The sequence below is a fragment of the Candidatus Babeliales bacterium genome (assembly GCA_040879965.1).
GTDB lineage: Bacteria > Babelota > Babeliae > Babelales > JACPOV01 > JBBDJI01.
Window position 1 is genome coordinate 127,837 of the sequence record JBBDJI010000013.1, and the last position, 25,548, is coordinate 153,384.

Consider the following 25,548-nt stretch of genomic DNA (forward strand, 5'->3'; position numbering starts at 1 on the left):
ACTCCCTTTTTTTCTTATAATAATCGAATTTGATAAAGCCAATCTTAAAACGCACTATAATCAATAAGCCTACCTTCACTTTGTGCAGCTTTTGCTGCTTGATGTACTTCACTTATATTCTTGTGAAGACTAGTTGCAAGATTTTCCATTTTTTGTGAATGATCTTCGGCCTCCTGCAATTTTTCAAAGATTAAATTGAGCAAATTTTGTAAATCTGTAATTGCTTGGGTAATATCTTTATTACCGCTAGTTATAGCCATACGTTGAATTTTAAGAATTTGATTGATAATTTGTTTTGAAAGTTGTTGTAAATTTTTTATATTAGCGGTTTGTTTTTGTGCTATTTGTTTTGTTTCATTTGCTATTTGTTGTGTTTCTTCTAGTGCATATATTGAGTTGAGTGAAACCATTAATAATGTTAATAATCCATATAATATTTTCTTCATTTTATTCCTTTTTTGTAGATTTCAATTTTTAAATAAAATCAAATATAAGAATATTTGTGGGCCATGTGGACACTCTTAACTTATATTCTATGTGATAATTAGCTTTAATTTCAAGACTTTTTTGATTTTTCTTGCTTAATCATATGGGTTCGATATCTGCTGAGAAACTGTTTTGCCACTGAGGTTGCCGCTCGAGATGAACCGGCGTGCTCTATAAGTAGTACTAAAACCAAGGGAGGAGCTTCTTTAAAACAGATATAAGCAACAAACCAAGCATGTTCTAAATGTTCCTTACCCAATGAGCGTTTTCCGAGCTTACTAACCTGAGCAGTTCCGGTTTTAGCATAAATTTTTATATCTTCAATAGTATTAACTCGAGCTCCAGTACCTTGAGTAACCACCGATTTCATTGATTTTTTGAGAAAATTACGTGTAGAGAGAGAAACGCTAAGAGGACGTAAGAAAATTGGTTCCTGTGTTAAAATACGTGGATTGACTAAGTACCCTTTAAAAATGCTACCGATCATACTGGCAATTTGAATTGGCGTTACCAGTAAATATCCTTGACCAATGCTGGCATGCAATGTTTCGCCAGCCCACCAAGGTTCGCCTAATTTTTTATACTTCCATTCCCGTGTGGGGACCAAACCAGCTTGTTCAGCAAATACGGTATTTGTTTTTTGGCCGAGACCAAACTTTAAAGCATATGTTGCAAGATCATCAATCGATATTTGTTTGCCAATTTCATAAAATGGAATATTGCACGATTTGGCAACCGCTTCATGCATCGTTAAAAAACCATGTCCAGAGCGCTTTGCGCAATGATACCGTAAATTATGAAATTTAAGATACCCATTACATTCAAAAATAGTTTCTGGGCTAATAATATTTAATTCAAGGCCAGCAGCAAGAGATACTAATTTAAAAATTGATGCGGGCGGATAGCAGGCATTAAAAACACGATTCAAAAAAGGCTTATTTTCTTGTAATGCAAGCCATTTATCCGAATTAATTGGACTTAAAAAAACACTTGGATCAAAACTTGGACGAGATACTAGTGCTTTAATAGCGCCATTTTCTGGATCAATAAGAATCATTGCGCCAGTTTGATTATTGTTAAAAGATTGCTCTGCTATCATTTGTAAAGAAACATCCAGTGTTGTTTGAATATCATTGCCAATTAAAGATTTTTTTATTTCTTGTTCAAAAATAGAAGAACCCGTTGAATTTATTAAGTTAATACGCTGCCCTTTTGTTCCTTTTAGCGTTGTTTCGAATAGTTTTTCTAGGCCCATTTTTCCTTCAGTATCCAATGCTATATTACTAATGTATCCGATAGTATGGCTTGCAAGCATTGTATAGGGATAGTATCGTTTAATTTCCTTTTCAATCATGATATTCGGATGATCAGGGAATTTTTCAAAAATTTTACTCAAGTGTTCAAATGAAATATCCGAATCAAGTAAAACTTTTTTGCCATATTTTTTTGCGTATTGAATTTTTTCATGTAAGGTTTCAGTTTCATTTATATCACATACTTTTTTTAAAAATGATAAAAGATCTAGTTGATCTGCTGATAAATTTTTATTGTGAGAACTTTGCCAATAAAGTTTTGTAACTGGCCTATTTGTAGCAAGTAGTTTGCCGTTACAATCTAAGATATTGCCGCGTATACAAGGAGTCTTTGTGGTGCGTATACAATTTTTCTGTGCACGAATTTGAAGCTCATTTCCTAAATAAATTTGTAGATGAAAAAGGCGCGCAAAAATAATGAAAAAAATAATTGCTAAAATACAACTGACTCGTTGATAATGCCGGTCAAAAATCGTTCCTTCTAACGACATAATAAAATTACGTTGATTGTTTTTTAATCGAATTAAATGGATGTATTGAATCGCACATTTCACTCAATTGTGTGTTGGAAACATGTGTGTATTTTTCAGTACTTGTAAGTGTAGCATGACCGAGTAATTCTTGAACCACTCGTAAATCAACACCTTGATTTAATAAATGCGTAGCAAACGAATGACGGAGCTTATGCGGCGTTATTTTTTTTTGAATATTTAAAAATGATCGAAACATCTCGCAAATCCGTTGAATCGAACGAGTTGATATTGATTGACCTCGATGATTTAAAAAAAGATATTCATCATCGCTTTTTTGTAATAGACGTTCTTTTTCTAAATAAGTAATTATTTTTTCTTTTGCTTTTGAACCAAACAATACAAAACGTTCCTTTTTTCCTTTGCCAAAGATACGGATTGTTTTATTTTCTAGATCGATATTATTAAAAGTAATACTTACTAATTCAGAGCATCGAATACCGGTAGCGTATAATAATTCAAAAATCGCTAAATCACGATGCGGGCTTGATGTGGTGAGTTCACTTGGCTGGATTTTATCCAATAAATAAGAAATTTCATCAATGCTTAAATATATCGGTAATTTTTTATCAAGGCGCGGACGAGTTAGCTTTAATGCTATCGGAATGCCTTGCTTATTTAAAAATCTAAGAAACGATTGTAAGCAAGAAATTTTACGTGCAATAGAACTTTTGCTTATTTTTTTATAATACATAGCAACAAAATAACGTTCTATTAAAAGACGAAACGGGATTTCGATCTTATTTCTTGTTATATTTTCTTGCCAAAATTCAATTAATTGATTCAAATCACTTTCATAGGCACGATAGGTATGAGTGGAAACGTTTTTTTCTATTTTCAAAAAAGTGATAAATGCTATTTTTTGTTCTTTAAAATCTTTTAATTTCATAGTACTCCTTGTGCTAGATTAAACAATACGCAAATGCGCGGGATTAATCAATATTATACTCTTTGCATCGGCGATTGATTGAAGAGCGATTTACGCCAAGGAATGTTGCGATTTTATTTTGATTTTTAAATTTTTGCATAAGCATGCGGAGTATTTTAGGATCTTTGAGTGCTTTTTTGCCCAAGCGTGCCGCTTCTACCAGCTCAGGATCTGAGACATTATACGCAGGATCGAATTGTACTTCTTGTAAAACTTCATTTTTTTGCGATTTTTTTAACAATATATTTTGTACACGGCTTCTAAATTCTTGCAAACTTGCTGGACATGAATTTATAAGTTTGAGTTTTTCTTTTTCAGTTAATACCAAAAGATTTTTAAAAGTCTGTGTTTGAATTGCTTGTTCAGTAAATCCTTCAGCAAGATCAGTAAGTTCCTTTTTTGGTAATGAAAGTAAAGGCGGCATAATTAAAGTGGTTTGGTTGAGCTCTTTAAAAAGTGCCCTAGAAAATCTTCCTTCTTGAACGAGCGTTGATAAATTTTGATTAGTGGAGCAGATGATACGTACATTTGCAGTAATCTTATGATCTCCTTTAAATACATGAAAAAAGCCATAACGGATAAATTCTGCCAAGTGATGCTGGGTTTCTAAATCAAGAAAATGAATATTTTCAATGAACAAGGTTCCGACTTCATTAAGTTTTTCCAGTAAAGCAAGTTCACGATTTAAACCAAAAATAGAATTCATACCAAATAGCTTCATTGCGGTTGCAAAGTTTTTTTCAGGCGCTTGTAGTTTAAGAATATGTAAAGTTTCTCGTAAACTAATATGATGCAATAGCTCAACCATAGGCATGATATCTGCCTCTGGTATTTCAAGTAACAGTGCTTTTTTAGAAAGTGCTGTTTTAAGAAGTTCAATTTTAAAATTAAGAAGTTTTTCACCAGAACCAGGAATAAGCTGTTTGATTAATTTTCCAGAAGCAGTGGTTTCTAGATATAAGAGATAATCCCATTCTGAAGGATTTTTAAGTAAATCAACTTGTTCTTTAACAATATCAGAGATTTCTGGGTAATAAACCAAAATAATGATATTGTTTTGTTCTAAATTTGGGATAGCTGATAAAACTAAACGATTTCCGATTGTATCTTTTACTAGACATGTATAACTTGTTTTATATTCCTGCACCTGCTGTGAAAGCTTGTATAGCGATTTAGTTAATGGATGCCCTTCCTGCACATTGATATTAACTTGTAATAAATCTTTTGCCGTTTGATTAGCATAAATAAAACGGCGTTGCTTATAAAATAAAATGCCAATTTTACGTTGTTTGTTATCACGCAAGAAAGATCGAATACTCTCTTTATACTGGTTAATCTCATGAAGTTTACGATACAGTTCTTCTTGCAGTTCTTTTTCTTTTTGAATGATAGTAACTAGGTTTCTATTTTCGAGTAAGTTAATAATATTAGCAAGATAACTAGCAAATACCACCATCTCATCCCGCTCTATATTGCTATAAAATTCTTCAGAGCGAGAATCACGTTCTACAACGATATAACCAATAATAGTGTTTTTTTCGTAAATAGGTAAAAAGATATCAACATTAATTTGTTTTAAAAAAGGTAGTATTTCTTGTGATGTAGCTGAATTTTCATAAAAATTGCTAAACTCAATTTCATCCATAATTAATATTTTTTCTTGCCTTAAATAGTTGGCAATTGAGCAGCCTTCATTTTCATGATGACTGATAAATGCCTCTACTGTTTTTTCAATCGGATTTAACGAATCAACGGTATCATCAGGTTCTTGTTTTCTTTTTATTTTTCGCATAACAAGCATAATGCGATTTGGATGAACGCTAAACATATTTTTGAAAAATGACTGTGCAATATGATTCAATTCCTTCATGTTAGTAACTTGCCCGAGCTGTTCAAGCGTATTTTTAAAATCATCAATAAAGTTAAATGAAGAAACTGATTGCACATGATTTTGAAAATTTAAAAAGCGTAGACCCATTACTTTTTTTGCAGAAAAATAGAGCGCAAAAGTTAATGCAGCCGTAGAAATGCTGACAACTGCATAGTTGCTGGCAATGTAGGAAGGGTAAAATGAAAATGGATATAACTGTATAAAATCAGAGATTAAATGAGGAGCGATTAGAAATTTAATAAATACTTTTGCTTGTTGATGTAAAATTTTGGGGAGAAAAGTTGTTTTTAGTTTTTTTAAAGTGAAATACAAACTAAAAACTATAGGGAAAAAATTATAAATGGTACTAATAGTATATAAGCTATACTTAAAAGATATTGTAGAGGCGAAAAAAATATTTTGTATTGCTAGATAAAGATGTAAAAAAGAAAATAATATACCTATTCCAATAAAGAAATATTGAAATATAGAAATTTTATAGTCTTTATTAATTAAACTTTCAATGAAAAGACTTAAAGCTTGATATTCAACAATAAACCATATCCAAGATATTCGTATAAAAAATGATACGAGCTTATAAGAAAAATCTGGAATAAAAAGTTTTTTGATTGTAAAAATAATCCAAGCCATATCAGAAAACATGGCACTTATAATTACAATAGATAGAAAAATCCATGGCTTTTTCACACTCGTTGATCTAAAAAATCCATGAATGATAATAAAAATTAATAAACCTGTTTTAAAACTAATTGATATTAATGTAATAAGTAATAAAAACGGAAAGCTATTTATTATTGTCTCAAAAAAATATAAAATATTGAACATATTATCTTGAATCAGTTAAATAATTTTAGTACACTACAGCATAATAATAAGAAATATTTTTAAAACCTAAATTTTTAGGAGGTACTATGAAATTCAGTATTTTAAGATTAACTCAAATGAGCTTGACAGTCTTAACATTTATTTTATCCATTGCGCCACCTTTTATGGATTAATTTTACCAAAAAAATACTGTTATAACAAATTGGAGTGGCTATTCACAAAAATAGCACTATAAAGCCATCGGTTGAAGAGCAACGTAAAAGAGCATTAAAAATAATTGATCTTTTGCAAAAAAATACCCTAGGTATGCAGCAGCCGATGGTTTTTTCTATTTCTGAAAAATTTGGTCATGATCCTTTCTTAATCTTAATCAGCTGTCTTTTAAGTTTGCGAGCTAAAGACACCACGACTTTACCTATTTGCCTTGAATTATTTACAATTGCGCGGACTCCGCAGCAATTATTAAAAATTTCGAAGATGAAATTAGAGAAACTTATTTATCCAGTTGGCTTTTATCAGAAAAAAGCTGCAGTACTCCATGATGTTGCAGATCAAATTATTACACGATTTGATGGCAAGGTGCCAAGCACGCGTGAAGAATTATTAAGTTTACCTGGTGTTGGCCGCAAAACAGCAAATTTAGTGCTTGGTGAAGGATTTGGTATTCCAGCAATTTGTGTTGATACCCATGTGCATCGTATTTCTAATCGACTAGGGCTTATCGCAACGCAAAAACCAGAAGAAACTGAAAAAGAACTGGAAAAAGTGTTACCAAAACAATTTTGGATTGAATGGAATCGATTATTAGTAATGTGGGGCCAGAATATTTGTGTTCCTATTTCACCATTTTGTTCAAGATGTGCACTTTTTGATGTGTGTGATCGAGTTGGTGTGATTAAAAGTCGATAAATATAAAATTAATAAAGAAAACAAAAAATAAAAACGCCGAGTTGATACGACGTTTTTATTTTTTATATTTACGCTAAGCTTAAGCAGCTTTTTTCGTTGCTTTACGACGCGCGCCTGCTTTACGAGCAGCTCCTTTTCTACGTCCTGTAGCTTTTTTAGCGGTTTTTTTACGCCCAGCGGCTTTTTTAGCTACTTTACGTTTTTTGGTAGCTTTTTTAGCAGTTTTTTTGCGTCCAACTGCTTTTTTAGCTACTTTACGTTTTTTAGTAGCTTTTTTAGCTACGCCTTTTTTAGCAGCAGATTTTTTAGCTGCTTTTTTTCTTCGCTTTGCCATTACACTTCTCCTTTTAAAAGGATTACACAATATTTCATCCTCATTACTAATATTACTGATTGATTTTTTAAAAAGTCAACAATTTTAGTATGTTAAATGTTTATTTTTTTTCACAATGTACATTTTTATTTTGTTATTTTGTCAGTAATATGTTTAATTAACAGTTTTTTTTAGTAATTTTTTTATATATTATGCAATTTAATTTTTAGATAAAAATAAAAGCCCATTTGATAATGAGCCTTTAATAATTTAGATATTATTTTTGTAATTCGTGTGCTTTTTGTAAAATATCATCAATAGAAAGATTGAACTCTTGCTTGCCATCAAAATAGCGTAACGTTATTGTATTATTTGCTTCTTCCTTTTTGCCAAGTACTAACATCCATGGAATTTTTTCCATTTGGGCGTTCTTAATTTGTCCAGAAATCGGATCTGAAGTAGTATCCATTTCTGCCCGTAGATGCTGTTTTTTCAATATATCAAGAATAGAAGCGGCATAATCTTTCTGTGCATCAGTGATAGTTAATATTTTTATTTGAACGGGCGCAAGCCAGAATGGTAAATTGCCTTTATAATGTTCAAGCAAGATGGCAAAAAAACGTTCAAGAGAACCATAAATAGCACGATGAATAATAACCGGACGTTTTTTTTTGCCACTTGAAGCAACATAGGTCAGATCAAAATTTTCTGGTTGGAAAAAATCAACTTGAATAGTGCCGCATTGCCATTCACGTTTCATCGAATCTAAAATTTTAAATTCAATTTTTGGTCCATAAAATGCTCCTTCACCTTCTTGAATGGTATATTCAAGATTGCTTTTTTTAAGCGCATTTTCTAAAGCTTTTTCAGCTTTGTGCCATAATTCATCAGAACCCATTGCACTTTCTGGTTTAGTAGATAATGCAACTTTAATATTAGGAAAATCAAATCTTTTTAATACGGCATATGTTAACTCAATAATATCTTGAATTTCGGTTTCTAATTGTTCAACTGAACACATAATATGGGCATCATCTTGGGTGAATGCGCGTACTCGCAGTAAACCATGTAAAACACCGGATAGCTCATGCCTATGCACGAGGCCAAATTCTGAAAGGCGTAAGGGAAGCTCGCGGTAAGAATGAGGGCGCTCATTATATAATAAAAATGCGCCAGGACAATTCATAGGTTTAATTGCGTAGGTTTCGTCATCAATATCGCAAAAATACATATTATCTTTATAAAATGCATAATGTCCTGAACGTTTCCATAATTCATCATTTAAAAGCATTGGTGTGGAAATTTCTTGATAATTATGTTGTGTTTGGAGTTTTCTTAGATAATTAGTTAATTCATTCAGAATTATTTTGCCTTTAGGATGGAAAAATGGAAAACCAATTGCTTCTGGATGAAAAGAAAAGAAATCAAGTTGCTTTCCTAATTTTCGATGATCAAACTGTGCCGCCTGTTCTTTACGCGCAAGATACTCATCTAAATCTTCTTGGGAATAAAATGCAGTTCCTGAAATTCGTTGCAACGCAGCATTTTTTTTATCAGCGCGCCAATAAGCGCCTGAAATACCTAATAAAGTAAAATGTTTAATTTCACCGGTTGAATCAACATGGCCACCACGACATAAATCATAAAAGTCACCTTGTTGTGAAAGACCTACGGTGTTATCGGGGATTTGCTCAATTAATTCAAGTTTAAACGGATTGCCGGCAAATATTTCGCGTGCTTTATCTTTTGGGATTTGTGTATGGGTGATAGGCAAATTTCGATCAGCAATTTCATGCATGCGCTTTTCAATAGCTGGAAGATCTTCTAGCTTAAAATTTTTTTCAGGTAAAAAGTCATAAAAGAAACCTTCTTTTGTTGCGGGTCCTATGGTAAGTAGCGTATTTGGATAGAGCTCTTTTATGGCGTGCGCTAATAAATGAGCGGCTGAGTGGCGAAGTTTTGGTAAATCATTTTTATTATCATTCATGCATCATCCTTAAATAAAATAGCTGATATTAAATTTAGTATAGCCGAAATATATTGTTTTTTGTACCGAACATAATACAATGATTTAAATGAATCCTTGCAAGAATGACTTGCGTTTAGTATATCAAAAAGGGAAGAAGTTAATTGCAAACTCAATAAGGAAATGCATGGCAGGAAATAGAATTTATCTGCTTGATACCAATGTTTTATTACATGATCCAGATTCAATTTTTAGTTTTAAATCTGCTCAAGTTGGTATCCCTATTATGGTTCTTGAAGAATTAGATTCGTTTAAAGGAGAAAGTATTGAACGTGGTTATAATGCGCGCCAAGCAATTCGGCATTTAGATGCATTACGTGCCACGGGTTCATTGCGCGAGGGTGTGCCACTTGATAATGGTGGAACACTTAAAGTATTTTTTGTACCGGATACTGAGAAGATTGAGTTCCCACTTTCTATGAATTTGAATTTGGCTGATAATATAATTTTGCTTACTGCGCTTGATTTAAAAAACCGTGGTTATGATGTGCAATTTATTTCTAAAGATTTAAATGCACGTGTAAAAGCGGATACGCTTGGAATCTCAGCACAAGATTATTTAAAAGGGCAAGTAAGTCCTGAGCGTTTTTTTCAAGGCTGGGTTCAAATTGAAGTGCCGGCGATCTCTTTAAAAAAAGCTATGCCACCAGAATTAGAGGAACTCGAAAAAGATAGAGGCATGACGCTTAATGAGTTTGCGTTACTTTCTAGTAGAAGCAATCCTTATAATTACAAATTATATCGTTATACACCAAAAAGAATATTTAAAGAAGTATTGCCTCCAAAATTTGAATGGCCTCTTGGGGCGCGTAACGCTCAACAAGCAATGGCGCTTGATTTACTTTTAGATGAAGAGATTCCTTTGGTAAGTTTAATTGGCACGGCTGGTACCGGAAAAACATTTATGGCATTGTTGGCAGGTTTGCAGCAGGTGCTCATTCAAGATATATATGAAAAAATTTTAATTTCTCGTCCCGTTATACCGCTTGGACCTGATATTGGTTATTTGCCCGGCACTATCGAAGAAAAATTACATAGCTGGATGCAACCAATTTATGATAATATGGAATTTATATTGCATTCAGTAAATGGAGGAAGGCGTAATGTCTCGGCATATGAGGAAATGTATTCCAGAAGACGTGGTGGTGTGCGGCCTAAAAAAGGAAGACGGGATGAAAGAAAGATGGATCCGTTAGATGAATTAATAAAAAAAAGAAAAATAAGTTTAGAAGCCATAACTTATATGCGAGGTCGTTCAATTCCGTATCAATTTATTTTAATTGATGAAGTACAAAATTTAACCCCGCATGAAGTCAAAACTTTAATTAGCCGTGTTGGCGAGGGTAGTAAAATTATTTTAGCTGGCGACCCATATCAAATTGATTCACCGTATTTAGATTTTAGCAGTAATGGATTAATTGTTGCGAACAGTAAGTTTAAAGGGCAACCATTATTTGGTACTGTATTCCTAGAAACTAGTGAACGCAGTGAATTAAGTAGAATGGTAAGCGAAGTGTGGTAGCTTAGAAGTCATCTTTACCATTTTTGAATCCGTATAAGTAAGCAAGGATTGCAGCTACGCCTATTCCAATAGTCCATAAACTTCGCTCTCCTTGATGCCGCCATTTTTGATTACGTTCAGCTTCTTTTTTTTGGGATAGAAACGGGTGTAAACTCTGTGCAAGTTGTTCATAGTGTTTGCCAAGTTCGGCTGCTCGTTGTTTTATAATGGCGATCTGTTCTTTTGATAGCGAATATTTAGGATGAACTTTGTTGGTTTTTAAATTTTGTGCATCTTCATAAAGTTGCTTAAGACACTTTTCAAAAAGTTGTCCTTCTTGCGTGGAAGAACCTATTGTGTTAGTAAATTTTCCTGATAATAATGAAATATTCGCGGGATTTTTTTTGAGATTAAATTTTTCAAAATAATTTTCTTTATTTTCTGCAAAACAAGAAAGAGAAAAGAAAAGCATGAAAAATAATATAAGCATATTATTCCTTAAAATACAAAATTTATTAACGGGTTATTTTGTTCCAAAGAGATCCAAAAAAATTTGATTTATAGGTGAAGTATGCAACCGTTCCTAATAAAGCGCAAAGGCTTCCAGTAATAATTTGTTTGAATCGATATTCTTTTTTAGAAGGAAAGGGTTTTAGAGTATTAACCATATGTTCTAAATATGAGGTATTTTCTGATTTAGAATCTGATTCATTACCTTCATAAGCCTGATGACTAACTACCTGATGACTAACTAATGGTTTATTTTTTGACGAACCCTCTTCAGACGAAGAACTCTCTTCAGACGAAGAACTCTCTTCAGACGAAGAACTCTCTTCTGATGAAGAACCCTCTTCTGATGAAGAACCCTCTTCTGATGAAGAACCCTCTTTTAATTCAGAATTAGAAGAAAAAGGTTTTAGAGTACTCATCATATGCTTTAAGTATGAAATATTTTCTGATTTTTTCTCTGAATCTAAATCAGCCTGATGGCTAAATTGTGCCCATTTTTTTAATGATTCAATATGTTTATCGGTTAAAGAGTATTCAGCAATAGGTGTTTTAAAATTATGAAAAGATATAGAATCAGTGTTCATTTTCTGCAAACATATTTTAAAAAGATCTGTGTATAGTTCATCATTCGATTCATCATAATAATTATTCAATAAAACAACTATATTAACTGGATTATTTTCTAATTTATAATTTGTGCTTAATTCAATAATTTTGCTAGCATCTGCACCGTCTTTACATTCTTTTACAAGATTTTCACGATAATCATTAAAAGTCAGAGTATTTGGCAAATCATATTTTTCAATCAGAAAACTTATGCCATTACATGGCAAGGTAGAAAAAATAAGGAAAAAAATAGATAATTTAATTAATTTCATAATAAAAGCCCCCATAAACAAGGTATATTTTCAATATTATAAGTATATGGGATCAAGAAAAAATTGCAAGCAGGGTCGAGATTAATATCAAATAGCAATACATTTCGCTTGTTTTTTGCTTTAAACACGAGAAGATTTTACTTTTTTAAAACGATTTTTTCAAATTGTTATGTTTTCCGGATAGGCTCTTAAAATACAAAATTTAATAATGGGTTATTTTATTCCAAAGAGATCCAAAAAAATTTGATTTATAGGTGAAGTATGCAACTGTTCCTAATAAAGCGCAAAGGCTTCCAGTAATAATTTGTTTGAATCGATATTCTTTTTTAGAAGGAAAAGGTTTTAGAGTAGCAACCATATGCTTTAAGTAGGAAATATTTTCTGATTTAGAATCTACTTCATCATCCTCATCTAAATTAGTCTGATGACTAAATTGTGCCCATTTTTTTAATGATTCAATATGTTTATCGGTTAAAGAGTATTCAGCAATAGGTGTTTTAAAATTATGAAAAGATATAGAATCAGTGTTCATTTTCTGCAAACATATTTTAAAAAGATCTGTGTATAGTTCATCATTCGATTCATCATAATAATTATTCAATAAAACAACTATATTAACTGGATTATTTTCTAATTTATAATTTGTGCTTAATTCAATAATTTTGCTAGCGTTCGTATCTTCCTTTTCACATTCTTTATATTCTTTTAAAAGTTTTTCACGATAATCATCAAAACTGAGCACAAGTGGAGGGTTAGATTTTTCAATCAAAAAACTCATGAAATTCATGCCATTACATTGCAAAGTAGAAAAAATCAGGAAAAAAATAGATAATTTAATTAATTTCATAACAAAATGCCCCCATAAATAAGTATATTTTCAATATTATAAGTATATACGATCAATCAAAAATTGCAAACAGGGCTGGGGATGAATATCAAATTGCAATACATTTTCAGGCTTGAAATTAATCAACAAATTGCTGAGAAAAGGGATTGCAGGAAAATACGCGTCGTATTATTAAATAGATCGCTTTTAAGAGAGGTTTTTCTTTGAGTATTGATACTGCGTATCTGGTACAAGAGACCGGATACTTACAGCACGCGGGCCCGAGTAAAGGGCGAATTACTTGAATAAGAAAGATTAATATATAATTAAGCATTTTCAAATGCCTTAAATAAAAGTTTTTTTAGTTGCTCAAAAGATAAATTCATTGCTTCTTTTCTAGCCAATACAATACAATCCAAACCATGATTAAATAAAGATTCTTGGTAAAAAATATGTTTTAAACGACGTCTGATGAGATTACGTTTTACCGCATTACCTGCTTTTCGAGAAATAACAACCAAAATGCGCCCATATTCCTTTTTTTGAGGAGCGAGGCGCACTTCAAGTCCTTGTTCATTCAGGCAAGTTCGAGCCTGTTTGAACAATTGCTGAATTTCGGGTTTAGAAAAAACGCTTATGCGTCGAGCCAAACCTGGATTTTGCATAATTATTGACGTATGCGAGCACGTACAGCAAGGCGTTTGCGTCCTTTGGCACGGCGACGATTCAATATTTTTCTGCCGTCTTTACTTTTCATGCGTTTGCGGAATCCATGCTTTCTGTTACGTTTTACACGGCTTGGTTTATAGGTGATTGACATGATTTAACCTTCTTAATTGTAGTTTTCAAGTTTTTGATACTTTAAATTATAGGGCAAAAAAGGATTTTTTTCAAATTCTATATTACCAATACGGTATTATTAATCTTCTGCCGATAATATTTTTGTGTAAAATGATTCATAATTGCCTTCTGAAGAGCATTAATCATAGATTCGGATTTTTTTTGCCATTCAGGGCTATTGCTTCCATAAGTATGGAATAATTCTACGCATTCATTAAACGCTGGATGAAAGCAAGCAGGAATATATCTTTGATGTTTTGGCCATTCTTCTATAATTTCAAGGAAATTTTCATAAACAAATTGCTCAAATACAGCATCTCTATAGGTGATAAAGAATCCAATGCCAATAAAAAAGCCAATACATCCTATTGCGAAGATATTATCCGCACGAGCGGTGGAATTGTTTGATTTATTATCTATTAAGGTATCTGCTATATAACCAGCTAATCCAAAACCAAGAATTGGTGCAAACCATATATTATTCAATGCATTATGTTTGGCGTCTTCTGCTGGCTTTGCAATAAGAACTTCTTCTATATAATCCCATTCTCTATCAAGAAATTCCAATGGTTCATTAGCATGCAAGTTACTTCCAATAAATGTGAAAATAAGAAAATAAAGAGCGAGGAATTTTTTTATGTACATAACATCCATTGCAAAAATTGAATTCATAAACATAACAGATAAAAGTATTAAGAATTGTTTACATTTCATAAAATTCCCACCAATCATAAATGGTAAATATTTAATAGAAGTAAATATAGCATTAAATGCTCTCGATATGCACATCAAGGGCGTTTAATTTGAAAATCTATATAAAATTACTTTGATTTTCGTATCCAAAAACCCAACTCATCATACCAATTGAACGCGTTGTGCCATTTGTGGTAATTGTTTGATAGCGTTTTGGGAAATGTAATTCGATTGCTTGTCTGATTATATATAAAGAATCAGAGGCAACTTTTTTAAATTTTTTATAATCAGTTTTATAAAGTTGATATAATTCATCAAACAAATCATGCAATTCATTGGGGGTTATATTTTTATTTGCTGGCCATTGTTTAATGAAATTTTTTAAAGCATTAAACATGATGCTTTTTGGTAAATACCACAGATAACCGAGTAAAGTGCCGCAGGTTGCAATTAGGCAAGGCATGTCAATAGCTTTTTCAAATTTTTTATCATTTTCAAGTCGATTTAATTGATTTGTTTCAATAACATAAATTAAAGTGCCAAATACTGAGCTTATAAATCCTCCAAATGTAGCAGCAGCAAGCTTCAATTTTGATTTCAATGAATATAATTCCTTATTTGGTTTAATAATGAAAGTATAATCCATATACTCCCATTCGCGATTCTTAAAAGCTTTTTGCGCAATAGTATCATTGGATGATACTTGCGCAGTACTTATGCAGATAGTAAGGAGGAGTAAGATTTTTTTTGTATTCATGAGGCACCTTTTTTTATAATTTTTTAATCAAAAAGAAAGAAATAAAAAAGTTCGAAATTAATCAGGCTTTTGCTAAGTCTATTATTCCAAAATCCATGGAATTAAAGGGGTTTTGGTAACGGGGGTATATTTTTTTGGGAAATGATGTTTTAGTGTTTGTTCGATAATCGGGATGAGTTCATAAGTAATGCTTTTGAATTTACTATATGTTTCTTTATTGCTATACAATCGGGACAGCATATCAAAAGATTCATGGAATTCTTGTGGCGTATATTTTTTATACGTTGACCAATTTTCAATAAAGTTTTTTAATGCATTGAATTGGATCCAGTGTTTAGAAATATATTTATAGCCTTTATAGGTAATAAATAAGCTCATAGATCCAATAATATTTTTGATTGTTTCATATAAAAATACTAATGTTAGATTTTCTTCATTCGATTGATATACTTCTTCAGCATTTAAATTTGCTAACCTATTGCTCACAAGTAAACCACTAATATTTTTTCCTAATTCAAAACCCATGAAAGTAGAGATCAAACCAATTGATTTATTTTTGAGACTATAAAATTCTTGCGTTGGTTTTTCTAAGAGCATGTAATCAAGAAACTGCCATTCGTCTTTGAATGATTTTAATGCGATAGCATCGAGAGCATGGGCAGTGGTTGATATTTGTAACACAAGAAGTATTAGTAATAATAATTTAGGTATGTGCATAAATAATCCTTGAACTTTGTATTTTTGTGAAAAAATAATATAGCAGTAAGTATAAATCAAACAATAAATAGCGCAATATTCCTTAATTTGAAAAATTTACAGGGGGTTTTGGGAGTTTTTGAGTTGAGAAAGGGAGATGTTAATTGTTGCAATCTGAAATAAATGCTATATAATTGATAATATATAGCATACTTTTTCAATTAAATAACTGCATACAAGGAACTAAAAATGAAAAAATTTTTAACGTATTTTGTCCTTTTAACCTGTTTTTTACCTGGTTTAGCGATGGAAAATGATCCATTTGCACAACCAATACAAGAAGTGATCGATGAAAATGTAATTATCTGTAATTTTTGTCGTACCGGCTATTATGTAGATAAAAGTAAGCAACCTAATATATATCAGCACATATATGATTCTCATATGTTTGATGATATATGCGGTATTTGCAATAAACCTGCTCTGGAACTAGATAAGCATATAGCTGAGCATTTCATGACTCGTGACCGAATAAAAGATCAACAAGGGTTTCGATGCCTTAAAGAAAGTGAGCTTCCGTTGCCAGTAGGAACGTGTTTTTCTGTAGATATGTTTGTTGAATTTATAGATGCGTTTGATAAATTTAATTTCAATGAACAGAATATTTTTGATAACTCTTCATTTAGTGCACTCACACCAATTTATCCTGAAGATCAGTTTAGTTTTTCTGATCTGGATTTAGTTGAAATTGCCGAAACAGAAAAAATGCTTGAAAATTATCAAAATTTTTCAAATCAGCCAATTCAGATGCCTACTGAAAATCAAACTAATTATTTCCGATGTAATGTGTGTCAAACGTTTATTTTTCCATCCGAGGGAAAAGTAGAAGCTTCTCTTTATGATCATATCAAACTTGCACATATAGATGAGAATGTCTGTACGTACTGCCAAAAAGAATTTATAAGTGCAGAACAATATATGCCGTATTATACTAAACAACATATTGAACAACATATTGATGAAATTTTTGACCTTGAAGGGTCCAAATTTTTAGTTGCTGTATCGCATCGTTCTCATACAGCTTATGGAAATAAGAACGTAAATCAGCCAATTAGCCATCAATTTGTTGATTTAACCGATGAAACTTTTTCAACTGATAATAATATCCCTTTTAATTGTCCAAATTTTGGGGGACAACCTATTGATATTAAAGGCTTATTACTTCGCTGTACATTATGTAGTTTTAGAAACCCAAGAAATTATTTTACTTTGGATATTAATGATAACAATTGTATGTCAATATATGATCATATAAAAAACATGCATATAATAAATAATAAATGTACTTATTGTAATCTAGAAGTAGACTTTTCAAAAGATTATGAACATGCAAATCAGCATATTAAAGATTTTTGGAATGGCAATAATGGGTATTTTTTACTTTCAGGAAATGAATTAATAAAAAAAATACCTAATGGTACTCAATACATTACTTGCTACGTGTGTGTAGACAATTATCAAAAAAATGGTGGTATTGATAATGATTTTCATATATTCCCTTGTAATGAGAAGTCAAAAAATATTTTATTAGATCATTGTTTAACTTTTCATAAGGAAAATCAACAATGTACGCTATGTAAACAGGTTATAAAAGAAAATGAAAATATTAAGCAACATTTTTTTGAGCATATAGGTAATTTAAATGATTCTTTTTCTAATATATCTTTGTCAAATGAAAAAATATATTTTAAAATTTCGCAAAAAAAAGCAGATTCTATACAAGATTTTGATAGCAATATTCAATCTCAGACGGATCTTGCCAGAGAACGACGTCTTGCAGTTGAACAAATAAGAAATCAAAGTCGGTTTCGTACTTCTAGGGCTTCTAAAAGAAAACAAGTAGAAGCAGAAACTAATAGACAAAAAGAATTAGTTGAAAAAGAGAAAACAATCAATTTCAGAACTAGTTCTTATAATATCAATTTAAATGTAAATAACGTTAATCCTCCTTCCGCTAAAAATAATAAGCAAAAGGCATTAATAGAACCTTTTCGTTATCAAAATTTATTCATGACTCCAGATTCTTTTAAAAGAAGAATTGAAGAGAAAGAAGCAAGAAAAAAACGTAAAAAATAATATTAATTAATACAGTTACCAAGTTGAATAAAAGAAAAATCAATTTGGTCTGTATAAGATATATTTTTCAATATTTTTTTTGAAATTGGATTCCGCAATTGTTTAATATATATATTCAATTGCGGATCTAATTTGTGCACATCAATACCCCAACTTTGTTCGCCGGACGTAGCAATAAAATAGAGTTCATTATATGAAAGCAATAACGTTTTCTTTGGACTATAAGAAAAATCATTTTGCTGAGTAAACCTTCGGTTTATAGTAATCACACCACATTTTTTTTGAGTATCTTTTTTATAGACATGCCATAAAGTAGTGCTTTCTGGCAATCGCCGTTTTTTGCCATTAGATAATTGTGCAAAAAATGGGCCGTGTTGTTTATAATCAATACGTTTTAAAATAATAGTTGTATCATCAAATGGAATATGGATTTCATCTCCAATTTGGTCAATATCTCTTCCACCAACTAATGTTCGCCATCCATTTGAATAATATGTGTTTTGTGTGGGCAGAAATGGATCAATAACGCGGATTGTATAAATACCATTTTTGAGTAGCTGATAAATATCAGTGCCGCCTGCAATATATACAATTTCTTTTCCTTGTAGAGACTCTTTTTTTAGATTTTCAATAGTATGGTGATGCCAGGTACACCATCCCTTACTACCCAAATGTATCCATATAATTGAATAAATCATTCGAATTAATGGATGATAATTTGATTTATCCGTTAACTGCATAAAATCATAAAATGTGTTGGGATCAAAACAAAAAAAGAAAAAATCATTTGCAAGCGTATACAAAAATTGATTTTGCTCATTGCGTTTTGAGCTGAGGCTACATAAACGTAAAATGCTATTATATTTGGCCATAACTTTATCAATTGATGCATGTTTTTCTTCTTGATTAAGTGTGTAACTTGTGCCATAGCATTTAATAAAATAATCACAAAGAGTAGCTATTTCATGATTGCATGCAATGCCATGTATTATTTCTAATTGCTCGATTAAAAACTTTTCTTTTTTATAACCACAACAAAGATGTTTAATTTGACGCAATGATGCAGGATAATTTTTTAAACGATTTTTAAGATTTATAAAGAATAGTTCTGCATTGTGATTTTTATTATTTTTAGTAAAAGAAAATTCAGTAAATGGTTTTTCTTCATATTGCCATGGGTTGAATATTTTATTATAAGGATATTTTTTCATCATAAGATTTTTCCACCGAATAATATAAAAATAAGTTACTCATTAATTTACCAAAGAGTATTGGTACAAAAACAAGAATTTTGTTAAAATATAAATATAAATTAATATTTTTGTATTGAAGGAATTTTTTTGCATAGAACATCATTAATCGAATTACTTAATCGATACTTACCATCTTTAGAAGAAAAAATATTTCAAGAACGAATGATTAATTTTATAAAGCAGTATGAACAATGTTTTGAACGATCTTTAGAAATTGGCCATTTTACGGGATCGGCATGGATTATTAATAAAGATAATACTAAGGCGCTGCTCATGCATCATGCAAAATTAGATCGTTGGTTCCAGTTAGGTGGACATTGTGATGGTAACCCGGATGTATTAGCCGTTGCGTTAACAGAAGCGCAAGAAGAATCTGGTATTGTATCTATTGCGCCCGTTTCTGGTAATATTTTTGATATCGATATTCATCTTATTCCTGAAAATAAAAAAGAAAAAGCTCATTATCATTATGATGTACGTTTTTTATTGCAAGTAACGAGTGATGAACAAATTATACAAAATCGTGAATCAAAAGAATTACGATGGATAGGGAAAAATTTAGAAGAGTTACCAACTGATAATTCTTCAGTGGTTCGCATGTTTAATAAATGGATTGCAAATTACAATAATTTATAAATCATGTTCTTTTAAATATTTTTCTGCATCCAATGCCGCCATACAACCAGCACCAGCGGCAGTAATTGCTTGCCTATAGCGATAATCATGTACATCGCCTCCGGCAAAAACACCTTTAACCGATGTCTTAGTATTATCTTTGACAATCAGATAACCATTATCTTCAAGGTCTATCTGCCCTTTGAATGGCTGCGTATTTGGTTTTAAACCAACCGCGATAAATACTGCATTTGTTTCAATTTCTTTTTTTTCGCCAGTTTTTTTATTTTCGATAATGACACTTTTAACGCCCTGATCATCACCTTTTATTTCAGTTACCGTACTGTTATAAATTATATCGATATTTGGTTTATTAATAACTCGTTCTTTCATGGCCTCAGAGGCGGTCAATTCTTCTTCGATTTGTACAATAGTTATATCATCAGTATAGCGTGTCATAAAAGAAGCGTCTTCCATTGCAGTATCACCGCCACCAACAATGACAACCGGTTTATCTTTAAAAAATGCGCCATCGCATACCGCACAGGTGGTAACTCCTTTTCCCCAATATTTATCTTCTCCGGGGCAATTTAAACGTTTAGGGGTAGCGCCGGTAGCAATAATGATCGCATGCGCAGTAAGCTCTTCTTCTTTTTCAGTCCATAATTTAAATGGAGTTGATGAAAAATCTACTTTTTTTATAACACCTGATTTAAATTCGGCGCCCGCATTTTTGGCATGGTCTCGCATTTTTTGCATTAATTCTGGCCCTAGAATACTTTTTTCGCCCGGCCAATTTTCTACAGTAGTAGTTCCCATTAATTGCCCACCCGGCTCAGGGCCATCAATAATGAGCGGTTTTAAATTAGCACGAGCTGCGTAAACGCCAGCGGTAAGCCCTGCAGGACCAGAGCCAATAATAATCAAATTGCGTGCTTCATTTGTCATTGCTTATTTCCTTGTCAGATGATAAATAATATGATTAAGTGTTTTTTCTCGTAAACAATTACGTTTAAATAATGCTGCGGGAATGGGCATTTCTTGACCATCAACTTTTGTAGGTGGTGGATTAAAATAAATAAATTCTTTAGTTCGTGCTCGCTTGATTAAATTAAGGTAGCCTTTTACATCACGATTTGAAATTGAAAGATTTTCTTTATGCGTTAATTGATCGATTAAAAGCATTTCTTTAACTTGTTTGGTGGCCAGTAAGCGGATAGTATCTTTGAAGTTACGCTGTGTTTTATATACTTGATAGTCTGGATTATTCTGTACAGATTCTAAAACAAGTTTTTGTTGCCTTAAAACCATGTAATTTGGTGCTTCTATATGATGTTTTGATATCAGTAATTTCAATGCTTCTTCCACTATGCCGCGTCTTTGAGAGATATCATTACGGTAAGAAAATATTTCAATAAGTTTTTGATGAATTTCTTTATTAGTTTTGAGGCGAAAATGATGTTTAAAGTCATCAAAGCAAAAATATTGATCAGGGACAACTTCGCAAATTGTTAATCCAAAAAGATACATAGTGTCGACTTTATGGCTAAAGTATTCTTGAAGGCATTGCGCATCGGTAATTAAAATATCACCAATAACCTTATCGAGAAGTAATTCTTGAAATGGACTATCAGCTTCTTCGTTTCCAATTTTAAGCCATAAGTTTTTTTGATAAATACCCATTAAAGGTTTTTTTGAACAATTAAGTAATTGAAGATCGAAACAAACCCAATCACCTAAGCATACTTTGGTATGATCATGTTCTTTTGCGCGTTCTTGTTCTTCTTTGATAAAAGATTCAACCTGTCGATCAATATCTTTATAATTTTTTCGTTTTGGTGCTTTAAAAAGAAAATGCTTCCATTCTTGAAATTCTATAGCTTGAGATAATGAAATTTCAAAATGAAAAATAGCATCATGATGAGGTTCTACAAAAATATCATATAAACGAGGTTCGGTTGATGAGTATAATTTAGATGCATGCAACTCATCATATAAAAAATTGATAACAAAATATTTAAATAAAAATTCAATGATGTGTTCAATGATATTACTTTTATAATATTCCTGGATATAGCCCATTGGTGTTTTTCCTTGAGAAAAACCATAAGTACTCACTTTACTTTGCTGAGCAGCTGATACTTCATTATAAATCGCATCAATATATGGAGAGGGAATATTAATAGTTGCATGACAAAATTGATTATTAATCGCTTTTATCGTACAAGTTAAAGACGGGCCTTGCTGACTCATTACGCCTCCTTTTTATGGTGCAAGAGGAGGGACTCGAACCCACATTCCCTTTCGGGAGCTGGATCCTAAATCCAGTGCGTCTACCAATTTCGCCACTCTTGCAATATACCTTTTTTTATCGAACCGATTTGGTGGGCCGCATTGGACTCGAACCAATAACCCACAGATTAAGAGTCTGTTGCTCTACCAATTGAGCTAGCGGCCCTCGTCTAATCATGAGGATACATGCGGCTTAACCGTCGATTCATCAGATAGTGTAGCATAGTATCCTAAAAAATAAAGCTATACGGTCATAATTTCCTGGCGTTTTTTTTCAGCCATTTTATCGCATTGCGCAATGAAATCATCGGTTATTTTCTGTAAGTGTTCATTTAATCGTCGAGAATGATCTTCAGATATATTTTTTTCTTTGAGTTCATCTCTAATTAAGTTATTGAACTCTTTGCGCACATTTCTGATGGCTACCTTTGCATCTTCAAGTTTTTTGGCAAGGAGTTTGCCTAATTCTTCGCGACGTTGAGTAGACATATCTGGTAAAGTGATGCGAACGATGGTGCCATCATTAATAGGGGTAACGCCTAAATCTGAAAGCATTATAGCTTTTTCAATGTCACCTAAAACACCACGATCCCAGGGAGTTATGGTGATAAGGCGTGCTTCAGGGGTAGCGATTGAAGCTAATTCGCGTAGACGCATCACGGAACTGCCGTAGCAAGTTACTTGAATATCTTCAACCAAAGCAGGATGAGCTCGCCCGGTTCTGATGGTAATAAGTTCGCGTTCAAAATGACGGATTGCTTTATCCATCTCTTGTTTAATTGCTTGATCAAATTCTTTAGTATTTTGATCGGTTAATCGAAGTTCTATCATATACAAATCCTTTAAGGGGTAATCTTACTGCCAAAAGTATCATTTTCTGCTGCTTGCATTAATGCTTCAGGCTTAAAAATATTAAACACTCGAATAAGTAAATCATGCTGCTGTGCTAAAGCTATTGCTGGCGCATCCATTATTTTTAAACGTTCATTAAGCATCTGAGTAAATGAAATAGTTGATAATAATTTAGAGTCAGGGTTTTTATTTGGGTCATCAGAGTAAACCCCATCTACATTAGTGCCTTTCCATATTTCTACTGCTTCAATCTGAAGTCCTCTTAAAACGGCAGTGGTATCAGTAGAAAAAAATGGGTTGCCGGTACCACCACAAAAAATAAGGCATTTATTTTTGCTCAATGCCGATTTAATTATATCCTGTGTAATTGGTTTACCAACTTCTGGCAATGGTAATGCATTAAGCAAAGAAGATTCAATACCCGCTTTTTGAAATAAATCGTTAATAATTAAACCATTCATCATAGTAGCCAGCATACCGATTTGATCGGCAACAAAAGGAGTTAATCCTAATGTTGGTCCTTGTTTAGAGCCACGGAAAAAATTGCCACCGCCAATCACAATGCCAAAATAATGCGAATGATTTAATTTTTTTATTTGATTGGCAAGAGGTATAATTCGCGAAATATCGATTTGCTTATCATCGCCAGCTAGTACTTCGCCCGTAATTTTAAGAAGTATTATTTTCTTTTGCATGATTTTATTGCCAGTTAAGCACCAATTTCATAGCGACAAAAACGTTTAATAATAATATTTTCACCCGTTTTTGCGATCATTTCTTTTAATACATCATCAATGGTTAATTGATCATTTTTAACATATGGTTGTTGCAGTAAACATATTTCACTGAATAATTTATTTATCTTACCTTCAGCAATTTGATCAATTATTTTAGCTGGTTTTCCAGAATCTGCTAATTGCTCGCGAATAATGGAACGCTCATGCTCTAAAAATTTTGGATCAACATCTTCTGGTTTCAAATAAAGTGGGCGCATAGCGGCGATATGCATACAAACATCATATGCAAATTTTTTCAATTCTTCAGTGCGGGCCACAAAGTCAGTTTCGCAATTAATTTCAATTAAAACACCAAGTTGGTCGCCAGGATGAATATAGGCTTGTACAATTCCTTCGGCTGTTTGATGTTCTGCTCGTTTTGCAGCAACAGCAGCGCCTTTTTTGCGCAAAAATTCTACTGCTTTTTCAATATCACCATCTGATTCTTCGAGCGCTTTTTTGCAATCCATCATGCCGCAGCTTGTTCTAACGCGCAATTTTTGTATAAGGTCCTTATCAATTTTTGCCATTTTGAAAACTCCTTAGTTCCATAGAATAACTTGTCAATCACTTGTTTGTACATTTAGTGTGCCAGAAATACGGCATTTCGCAATCCTTAGGCCTAAAAAATAAGGACCATGTGTTTGTTGATTTCGATTTCAGATGCATTAAGATTTTCTTATAGAGCTATATTAATAGGCACTGAAAAAAGAATACAGATAACTTGCCGCTGCTAAACCGGTAAAAGTATTGATAGATTTTTTAATAAAATTACCAACTTCTGTGTTTTTTTTAATTTTATTTTTTACTTCTTGTGTATTAGGTTGATAATTTTTTAAATTAACACGTAATTCGTTTTTAATTTTTTTATTATAAGGCAGATTATATTTTTCAAAAATATGTTGAAGTGCACTGTAATTTTGCTGATGCCGATTCATATTAGTTTCAAAACGCAAAATATCTGAATGAACTGGTTGATCAGTATTAATCTCAAAGAGATAAATATTATCATTCCCCTTTTCTCGTAATGTACAATATAACTCACGTGCATCATTAATAGATAATTGAGGATCAGTTATTGCATGCATGATAATGATAGGTAAGTTATTAGGTAATTTTTTTGCTGAATTTAATGCTTGTTTTCCTAGGGGATTATAATGAGGAAAACATATTTTGGCACATATTGGCAGCCAATAATGAGCAAAAGGCAGATAACCGATAGGTTTTACTAAATTCTCACAAGTATGCACAATTGCGTTATTACCTGACCCAATCACCGATTCTAAAATTAAACATTTTACTTTGTTTTGCATTTCAATTGGTTGATCAGCCAACCAATTGATTAGAGTTGCAGTTCCTTGTGAGCTGCCATATAACTTAAGATTAGGCAATTTTTCAGGAAAGGTTTCGTCTAATTGTTTTTTAAAATCAGCAATACAATAATTTTGACCGAAATCATCTTTTACGGGATTGTGCAATATATTAAATGCATGAATTGGTTCATCAAAAGTAATTTTTTGTGCATAATTTTCTGGGATATACCCATTTTGTGCAGGAACAAAAATAGAATGAAGCTTTTCAGTCTCCATGGGAATAGTAGTAAAACATAGTGTTAAACTAATGAATAATATGATATGGCTTGATTTCATATTTTGCTCCTAAAATTGTTTTTTTATACGAAAAGAAGATAAATAATTAACCG

Annotated in this window: 25 protein-coding genes and 2 tRNA genes; 4 read left to right on the plus strand and 23 right to left on the minus strand. The window is 32.0% G+C overall.

The features are described from left to right. Positions 1–44: 44 nt before the first annotated feature. The 4 genes from WDZ41_04255 to WDZ41_04270 all read right to left on the minus strand — a co-directional run bounded on the left by WDZ41_04255 (position 45) and on the right by WDZ41_04270 (position 5,973). Positions 45–446 (minus strand): hypothetical protein, encoded by a 402-nt coding sequence (locus tag WDZ41_04255; protein ID MEX0940546.1) that lies wholly within the window; start codon positions 444–446, stop codon positions 45–47. A 110-nt stretch (positions 447–556) separates the two neighbouring features. Further along, positions 557–2,290, minus strand: a complete 1,734-nt coding sequence (gene mrdA, locus WDZ41_04260) for a penicillin-binding protein 2 (protein ID MEX0940547.1) — start codon at positions 2,288–2,290, stop codon at positions 557–559. A gap of 7 nt (positions 2,291–2,297) precedes the next feature. After that, a complete protein-coding gene (xerA, locus tag WDZ41_04265; GenBank protein MEX0940548.1) occupies positions 2,298–3,218 on the minus strand; it encodes a site-specific tyrosine recombinase/integron integrase in 921 nt (306 codons plus the stop codon). Between the two features lie 43 nt (positions 3,219–3,261). Then, positions 3,262–5,973, minus strand: a complete 2,712-nt coding sequence (locus WDZ41_04270) for a sigma 54-interacting transcriptional regulator (protein ID MEX0940549.1) — start codon at positions 5,971–5,973, stop codon at positions 3,262–3,264. A gap of 207 nt (positions 5,974–6,180) precedes the next feature. Here WDZ41_04270 and nth point away from each other — a divergent pair, with 207 nt between their 5' ends. Then, on the plus strand, positions 6,181–6,882 hold the full coding sequence (gene nth / locus WDZ41_04275) for an endonuclease III (protein MEX0940550.1): 702 nt from the start codon (positions 6,181–6,183) through the stop codon (positions 6,880–6,882). A 79-nt stretch (positions 6,883–6,961) separates the two neighbouring features. Here nth and WDZ41_04280 read toward each other — a convergent pair whose 3' ends face one another. Continuing rightward, positions 6,962–7,216: a hypothetical protein gene (locus WDZ41_04280; protein ID MEX0940551.1), complete on the minus strand. Its 255-nt coding sequence runs from the start codon at positions 7,214–7,216 to the stop codon at positions 6,962–6,964. 256 nt (positions 7,217–7,472) lie between these two features. Then, the gene (gene thrS / locus WDZ41_04285; protein MEX0940552.1) at positions 7,473–9,182 is read right to left on the minus strand and encodes a threonine--tRNA ligase; all 1,710 of its coding nucleotides are present in this window, start codon (positions 9,180–9,182) and stop codon (positions 7,473–7,475) included. Positions 9,183–9,348: 166 nt separating this feature from the next. Between thrS and WDZ41_04290 the strand changes: the two genes are divergently transcribed. Next, the gene (locus WDZ41_04290) at positions 9,349–10,743 is read left to right on the plus strand and encodes a PhoH family protein (protein MEX0940553.1); all 1,395 of its coding nucleotides are present in this window, start codon (positions 9,349–9,351) and stop codon (positions 10,741–10,743) included. Position 10,744: 1 nt separating this feature from the next. Here the strand turns inward: WDZ41_04290 and WDZ41_04295 are convergent, their stop codons facing one another. The 8 genes from WDZ41_04295 to WDZ41_04330 form a co-directional block, all read right to left on the minus strand. Next, positions 10,745–11,212, minus strand: coding sequence for a hypothetical protein (locus WDZ41_04295; protein ID MEX0940554.1), 468 nt, complete (start codon positions 11,210–11,212; stop codon positions 10,745–10,747). Positions 11,213–11,237: 25 nt separating this feature from the next. Further along, positions 11,238–12,110: a hypothetical protein gene (locus WDZ41_04300; GenBank protein ID MEX0940555.1), complete on the minus strand. Its 873-nt coding sequence runs from the start codon at positions 12,108–12,110 to the stop codon at positions 11,238–11,240. Between the two features lie 202 nt (positions 12,111–12,312). Beyond that, positions 12,313–12,888 carry a hypothetical protein gene (locus tag WDZ41_04305; GenBank protein MEX0940556.1) on the minus strand — a complete coding sequence of 192 codons (576 nt, stop codon included), beginning with the start codon at positions 12,886–12,888 and terminating at the stop codon, positions 12,313–12,315. A gap of 374 nt (positions 12,889–13,262) precedes the next feature. Continuing rightward, positions 13,263–13,601 (minus strand): ribonuclease P protein component, encoded by a 339-nt coding sequence (rnpA, locus tag WDZ41_04310; protein ID MEX0940557.1) that lies wholly within the window; start codon positions 13,599–13,601, stop codon positions 13,263–13,265. Between the two features lie 2 nt (positions 13,602–13,603). After that, complete coding sequence (gene rpmH / locus WDZ41_04315; GenBank protein MEX0940558.1) at positions 13,604–13,756, minus strand: 50S ribosomal protein L34; 153 nt, start codon at positions 13,754–13,756, stop codon at positions 13,604–13,606. A gap of 77 nt (positions 13,757–13,833) precedes the next feature. After that, positions 13,834–14,448 carry a hypothetical protein gene (locus WDZ41_04320; protein MEX0940559.1) on the minus strand — a complete coding sequence of 205 codons (615 nt, stop codon included), beginning with the start codon at positions 14,446–14,448 and terminating at the stop codon, positions 13,834–13,836. Between the two features lie 139 nt (positions 14,449–14,587). Beyond that, entirely contained in the window at positions 14,588–15,226 is a 639-nt protein-coding gene (locus WDZ41_04325) for a hypothetical protein (GenBank protein MEX0940560.1), read from the minus strand. An 81-nt stretch (positions 15,227–15,307) separates the two neighbouring features. Continuing rightward, a complete protein-coding gene (locus WDZ41_04330) occupies positions 15,308–15,943 on the minus strand; it encodes a hypothetical protein (GenBank protein MEX0940561.1) in 636 nt (211 codons plus the stop codon). A 228-nt stretch (positions 15,944–16,171) separates the two neighbouring features. Between WDZ41_04330 and WDZ41_04335 the strand changes: the two genes are divergently transcribed. After that, positions 16,172–18,058 carry a hypothetical protein gene (locus tag WDZ41_04335; protein ID MEX0940562.1) on the plus strand — a complete coding sequence of 629 codons (1,887 nt, stop codon included), beginning with the start codon at positions 16,172–16,174 and terminating at the stop codon, positions 18,056–18,058. 2 nt (positions 18,059–18,060) lie between these two features. On the opposite strand, the gene WDZ41_04340 is transcribed toward WDZ41_04335, so the two are convergent. Further along, the gene (locus tag WDZ41_04340) at positions 18,061–19,272 is read right to left on the minus strand and encodes a hypothetical protein (GenBank protein ID MEX0940563.1); all 1,212 of its coding nucleotides are present in this window, start codon (positions 19,270–19,272) and stop codon (positions 18,061–18,063) included. Positions 19,273–19,398: 126 nt separating this feature from the next. Between WDZ41_04340 and WDZ41_04345 the strand changes: the two genes are divergently transcribed. Beyond that, positions 19,399–19,947, plus strand: coding sequence for an NUDIX hydrolase (locus tag WDZ41_04345; GenBank protein MEX0940564.1), 549 nt, complete (start codon positions 19,399–19,401; stop codon positions 19,945–19,947). Here the strand turns inward: WDZ41_04345 and trxB are convergent. The 8 genes from trxB to WDZ41_04385 all read right to left on the minus strand — a co-directional run bounded on the left by trxB (position 19,942) and on the right by WDZ41_04385 (position 25,495). Further along, on the minus strand, positions 19,942–20,874 hold the full coding sequence (trxB, locus tag WDZ41_04350; GenBank protein ID MEX0940565.1) for a thioredoxin-disulfide reductase: 933 nt from the start codon (positions 20,872–20,874) through the stop codon (positions 19,942–19,944). The two genes, WDZ41_04345 and trxB, sit on opposite strands and share 6 nt — an antisense overlap. Before the next feature lie 3 nt (positions 20,875–20,877). After that, on the minus strand, positions 20,878–22,179 hold the full coding sequence (locus WDZ41_04355; GenBank protein ID MEX0940566.1) for a trigger factor: 1,302 nt from the start codon (positions 22,177–22,179) through the stop codon (positions 20,878–20,880). Positions 22,180–22,194: 15 nt separating this feature from the next. Then, positions 22,195–22,281 (minus strand) — tRNA-Leu (locus WDZ41_04360). Positions 22,282–22,308: 27 nt separating this feature from the next. Beyond that, positions 22,309–22,384 (minus strand) — tRNA-Lys (locus WDZ41_04365). A gap of 77 nt (positions 22,385–22,461) precedes the next feature. Continuing rightward, positions 22,462–23,049: a ribosome recycling factor gene (gene frr / locus WDZ41_04370; GenBank protein ID MEX0940567.1), complete on the minus strand. Its 588-nt coding sequence runs from the start codon at positions 23,047–23,049 to the stop codon at positions 22,462–22,464. A gap of 11 nt (positions 23,050–23,060) precedes the next feature. Beyond that, a complete protein-coding gene (locus WDZ41_04375; GenBank protein MEX0940568.1) occupies positions 23,061–23,765 on the minus strand; it encodes a uridine monophosphate kinase in 705 nt (234 codons plus the stop codon). Between the two features lie 14 nt (positions 23,766–23,779). Then, the gene (tsf, locus tag WDZ41_04380; protein MEX0940569.1) at positions 23,780–24,376 is read right to left on the minus strand and encodes a translation elongation factor Ts; all 597 of its coding nucleotides are present in this window, start codon (positions 24,374–24,376) and stop codon (positions 23,780–23,782) included. A gap of 162 nt (positions 24,377–24,538) precedes the next feature. Continuing rightward, a complete protein-coding gene (locus WDZ41_04385) occupies positions 24,539–25,495 on the minus strand; it encodes a hypothetical protein (GenBank protein ID MEX0940570.1) in 957 nt (318 codons plus the stop codon). Positions 25,496–25,548 lie beyond the last annotated feature (53 nt).

Excerpts from the sequence above, each read along its gene's own strand:
- WDZ41_04255 (MEX0940546.1), bottom strand. The coding sequence starts at position 446 with ATGAAGAAAATATTATATGGATTATTAACATTATTAATGGTTTCACTC.
- mrdA (MEX0940547.1), bottom strand. The coding sequence starts at position 2,290 with ATGTCGTTAGAAGGAACGATTTTTGACCGGCATTATCAACGAGTCAGT.
- xerA (MEX0940548.1), bottom strand. The coding sequence starts at position 3,218 with ATGAAATTAAAAGATTTTAAAGAACAAAAAATAGCATTTATCACTTTT.
- WDZ41_04270 (MEX0940549.1), bottom strand. The coding sequence starts at position 5,973 with ATGTTCAATATTTTATATTTTTTTGAGACAATAATAAATAGCTTTCCG.
- WDZ41_04280 (MEX0940551.1), bottom strand. The coding sequence starts at position 7,216 with ATGGCAAAGCGAAGAAAAAAAGCAGCTAAAAAATCTGCTGCTAAAAAA.
- thrS (MEX0940552.1), bottom strand. The coding sequence starts at position 9,182 with ATGAATGATAATAAAAATGATTTACCAAAACTTCGCCACTCAGCCGCT.
- WDZ41_04290 (MEX0940553.1), top strand. The coding sequence starts at position 9,349 with ATGGCAGGAAATAGAATTTATCTGCTTGATACCAATGTTTTATTACAT.
- WDZ41_04295 (MEX0940554.1), bottom strand. The coding sequence starts at position 11,212 with ATGCTTATATTATTTTTCATGCTTTTCTTTTCTCTTTCTTGTTTTGCA.
- WDZ41_04300 (MEX0940555.1), bottom strand. The coding sequence starts at position 12,110 with ATGAAATTAATTAAATTATCTATTTTTTTCCTTATTTTTTCTACCTTG.
- WDZ41_04305 (MEX0940556.1), bottom strand. The coding sequence starts at position 12,888 with ATGAGTTTTTTGATTGAAAAATCTAACCCTCCACTTGTGCTCAGTTTT.
- rnpA (MEX0940557.1), bottom strand. The coding sequence starts at position 13,601 with ATGCAAAATCCAGGTTTGGCTCGACGCATAAGCGTTTTTTCTAAACCC.
- rpmH (MEX0940558.1), bottom strand. The coding sequence starts at position 13,756 with ATGTCAATCACCTATAAACCAAGCCGTGTAAAACGTAACAGAAAGCAT.
- WDZ41_04320 (MEX0940559.1), bottom strand. The coding sequence starts at position 14,448 with ATGAATTCAATTTTTGCAATGGATGTTATGTACATAAAAAAATTCCTC.
- WDZ41_04325 (MEX0940560.1), bottom strand. The coding sequence starts at position 15,226 with ATGAATACAAAAAAAATCTTACTCCTCCTTACTATCTGCATAAGTACT.
- WDZ41_04330 (MEX0940561.1), bottom strand. The coding sequence starts at position 15,943 with ATGCACATACCTAAATTATTATTACTAATACTTCTTGTGTTACAAATA.
- WDZ41_04335 (MEX0940562.1), top strand. The coding sequence starts at position 16,172 with ATGAAAAAATTTTTAACGTATTTTGTCCTTTTAACCTGTTTTTTACCT.
- WDZ41_04340 (MEX0940563.1), bottom strand. The coding sequence starts at position 19,272 with ATGATGAAAAAATATCCTTATAATAAAATATTCAACCCATGGCAATAT.
- trxB (MEX0940565.1), bottom strand. The coding sequence starts at position 20,874 with ATGACAAATGAAGCACGCAATTTGATTATTATTGGCTCTGGTCCTGCA.
- WDZ41_04355 (MEX0940566.1), bottom strand. The coding sequence starts at position 22,179 with ATGAGTCAGCAAGGCCCGTCTTTAACTTGTACGATAAAAGCGATTAAT.
- frr (MEX0940567.1), bottom strand. The coding sequence starts at position 23,049 with ATGATAGAACTTCGATTAACCGATCAAAATACTAAAGAATTTGATCAA.
- WDZ41_04375 (MEX0940568.1), bottom strand. The coding sequence starts at position 23,765 with ATGCAAAAGAAAATAATACTTCTTAAAATTACGGGCGAAGTACTAGCT.
- tsf (MEX0940569.1), bottom strand. The coding sequence starts at position 24,376 with ATGGCAAAAATTGATAAGGACCTTATACAAAAATTGCGCGTTAGAACA.
- WDZ41_04385 (MEX0940570.1), bottom strand. The coding sequence starts at position 25,495 with ATGAAATCAAGCCATATCATATTATTCATTAGTTTAACACTATGTTTT.